Origin of the sequence: Bartonella sp. AP36NXGY (genome assembly GCF_042195865.1) — a bacterium.
Classification (GTDB): Bacteria; Pseudomonadota; Alphaproteobacteria; order Rhizobiales; family Rhizobiaceae; genus Bartonella.
The window spans coordinates 1-2,869 of record NZ_JBHIPD010000061.1 but is presented as its reverse complement, the minus strand read 5'-3'; the positions used below and the strand labels follow the sequence as shown (position 1 = coordinate 2,869).

Annotated in this window: 1 pseudogene; it reads left to right on the top strand. The window is 42.5% G+C overall.

The features are described 5' to 3' along the window. Positions 1 to 2,869 (top strand): annotated as a pseudogene (locus ACFINX_RS09580) (hypothetical protein); the annotation flags it as partial.

The window sequence follows — 2,869 nt, the reverse complement described above, 5'->3', positions numbered from 1 at the left end:
CATTCTTATCGAATGTTACGCCTGTTTTTTCAGCAAATCCTGATTTTAGAAACACATTTCTTGAAGGTGTAAAAAGTGCCGGCGTGTCTTATCCACAAAGCATTCTCTCTGTTGCTGGTTTGAATGCTTCTGATGATTATGCAAATTTTTTAACCAAAACCCTTTCTGGTAAGAGCGATAAGAGTTCTATCGTAAATGTTCTTGCGGACGATAGCAAAAATTTATTGGTCAGAACCCTAGATACAGACGAGCAATATAAAAAGTCTCTCATTGTTCCACGGTTGCTTGTTCGTGATAGCTCTACAGCCCAACAGTTTTCAGGGAATAATGAGAATGCAGCCCCTGTTAATGTTTCTGACCTTTTGCGGGGTGGAACTGCAGGAATGCAACGTTCTCAAAATAACAATGTTATTTTGGGTAGTGGGATTAATTATACAAAAAGCAAGTGGGGTGTTTTTATTGGTGACGATGTGGTTGGTAGTGTTGATGGGAGAGGTACATACGGTTCTGTTGCTATCGGGTACAGTGCAAAAGCTGGTGATGGTTGGAGTACTGTTATTGGTTATATGGCAGAGTCACCTAAGGCCGTGTATGGTACTGTTGTTTTGGGGCGGGGAGCAAAAACGGAAGGCATTTTTGGCATTGCAATCGGTGGTGTTGGAACTGGTCCTGGATCTGGAATACAGGATATTGATGAAAAAAATAGAGTACTTGCAGCTGGTGATTATGCAATGGCTCTTGGTTACGGCGCAAAGAATTATGCAGAAAAGGGGATTGCTCTTGGTTACAATGCATCTGCAACAAAGGAGGCGCTGTATGGTATTGCTATAGGTAATCAGGCAAATGCGTTTAGTCAGCATTCGATAGCTATAGGTTCTCAGGCACAGGTGGATAAGGGGGGGGAGCGTGGTATTGCTCTAGGTTATCAAGCCTGGGTATCAAATGAAGTGGATAGCATTGCTATAGGCTACATGGCTCATGCTTTAGGCAAGGACAGCATCGCGATAGGTTCCGAATATAATGAATCGGTTGGACCAGACGATCATACAACTGCGGGGAGTGATTATTCAACGGCTGTGGGTGCTGTTTCTAAGGCTTTGGGCTATGGTTCGACTGCTGTTGGTCATCGTGCATACGCAACAGCAAAGAATGCTACGGCTTTTGGTTTTTATTCGAAAGCAACAGTGGAGGGAGGCGTCGCTATAGGGAATGATTCTGTCGCTGATCGGGCTGCTGGTCTTTTAGGTTATGCTCCTTCTTTAAAGGATGGGGTTGCAACAAATGGCACATCTCAGTGGAAAAGTACGCTGGGAGCTGTGAGTGTTGGTGATACTGATAAAGGAATAACGCGGCAGATTACAGGTGTAGCGGCTGGTAGTGAGCCTACTGATGCAGTAAATGTTGTACAGTTAAAAGACTTAGAAAGTGTCGTAAGAAATGGTGGTTGGAAACTATCTGTTGGGGGTAAGGATGCTAAGACCGTTATCATGGACAGCGCGGTAGATTTTTCCGCTGGAAGTAGCAACCTAAGTATTACAAAGGGCAAAGACGACAATAAGCTAAAATTTGATCTTGCTAAAGATGTTACGTTGAGTAGTGCAAAAGTTTCAGGAAATACCTTAGACGCAACGGGCTTAGTGATTTCTGGTGGACCGAAAATAACAACGAGTGGTATTGACGCTGGTAGTAAGAAGATAACAGGCATTCAAAATGGCGCACTCACAGCAGAATCGACCGAAGCGGTCAATGGTTCCCAACTTTTGGCAACAAATACTGAAATTAATGAAGTAAGAGACAGTATTCTTGTTAAGCAAGTAGCAGAGATGGCTTTGACGCGCAGTCTCCGTGATGGAGGAACGGGTCTTATCACTATTGGTAAGGGAACTGGTGGTACCGAAATCAGTATTCTAAATAAGGATAATGGAGGGCGGAAACTTTCCGGTCTACTTGGCGGGACAATCAATGAAAATTCAGACGAAGCTGTAAGTGGTTCTCAGCTTCATACCCTAGGGAGCAGTGTTGCATCTTATTTCGGTGGTGGTGCTAAATATGAAAGTGGTGCATGGACAGGTCCAAAATTCACGCTTAAAACTTTCGATGCTGATGGTAAAGAAGGTGCTTCAAAAGACTATCCCGATGTAGGCTCTGCTTTTGCAGGAATTGATACGAACTTCATAAATGTAAACAAACATCTGAATACTGTTGTTAATAATTTTAATGACAAATTAAACGATATTAATAAAGAATTTCAAGGCGATGCCTTATTGTGGAGCAAAACTGATAAAGCCTTTAGTGCTATGCACGTAGAGGGGGAAGACAGAAGATCAGGTAAAATTAAATATCTTGAAGGTGGAGATTTAACACAAAACTCAGAAGAAGCCGTGAATGGTGGACAGCTGTATACACTGGGTACCCATTTAGCTAATTATCTTGGTGGTGGTGCTGACTTTGGAAATGGAAACTCAGAAGGTCCTACTTTTAAGGTTAAAACTTTTCGGGATGATGGCACAGAAGATAAACAAAGCTACAGGAATGTAGCGGATGCGTTTGAGGGTGTTAATACGGCTCTCACGACTGTTCAGGATAAATTGACTGAACAGGTTAATAATGTGATTACCAAAGTAGAAAGCGAAAGCTTTGTTCAGCAAGATAAGACAACGAGTCGTCTCACTATTGGTGCAAAAGTAGGTGGCACAGAAATCAATATTGCAAATGAAAGCGGTGCGGATCGGATAATTTCTGGTGTTGGTGAAGCAAAGAACAATAATGACGCTGTTAACAAAGGTCAATTAGATAAAGGTTTGAAGGATCTTTCTACCAGCCTTCAGTCAGATGACTCGGCTGTTGTTCATTACGATAAAAAAGAGGG